The 432-nt window shown below is 63.0% G+C and carries 1 protein-coding gene; it reads left to right on the forward strand.

The features are described from left to right. Window positions 1-432, forward strand: a 432-nt coding sequence (gene mraY / locus EN994_RS35005) for a phospho-N-acetylmuramoyl-pentapeptide-transferase (protein ID WP_127308325.1), incomplete at both ends; no start/stop codon positions are given.

A 432-nucleotide genomic window follows, 5' to 3' on the forward strand; every position in this document is an offset into this window, starting at 1 on the left:
TCGCGGCTGCCTCCTTCGGCGTCATCGCCTATCTCTCCGGCAACGCCGTGTTCGCCGAATATCTGCAGATCCATTTCGTGCCCGGCACCGGTGAACTCGCGGTCGTGCTCGGTGCGGTCATCGGCGCTGGCCTCGGCTTCCTCTGGTTCAACGCGCCGCCGGCGGCTATCTTCATGGGCGACACCGGCTCGCTGGCCATGGGCGGCCTGATCGGCACGGTCGCCGTCGCCACCAAGCACGAGATCGTGCTGGTCATCGTGGGCGGATTGTTCGTCGTCGAAATCCTGTCGGTCATCATTCAGGTCGGCTATTTCAAGATGACCGGCAAGCGGGTGTTCCTGATGGCGCCGATCCACCATCATTTCGAAAAGCTCGGCTGGACCGAAAGCCAGGTGGTGATCCGCTTCTGGATCATCGCCGTCATCCTGGCGC

This window comes from Mesorhizobium sp. M7A.F.Ca.CA.002.09.1.1 (assembly GCF_003998555.1).
GTDB lineage: Bacteria > Pseudomonadota > Alphaproteobacteria > Rhizobiales > Rhizobiaceae > Mesorhizobium > Mesorhizobium ciceri.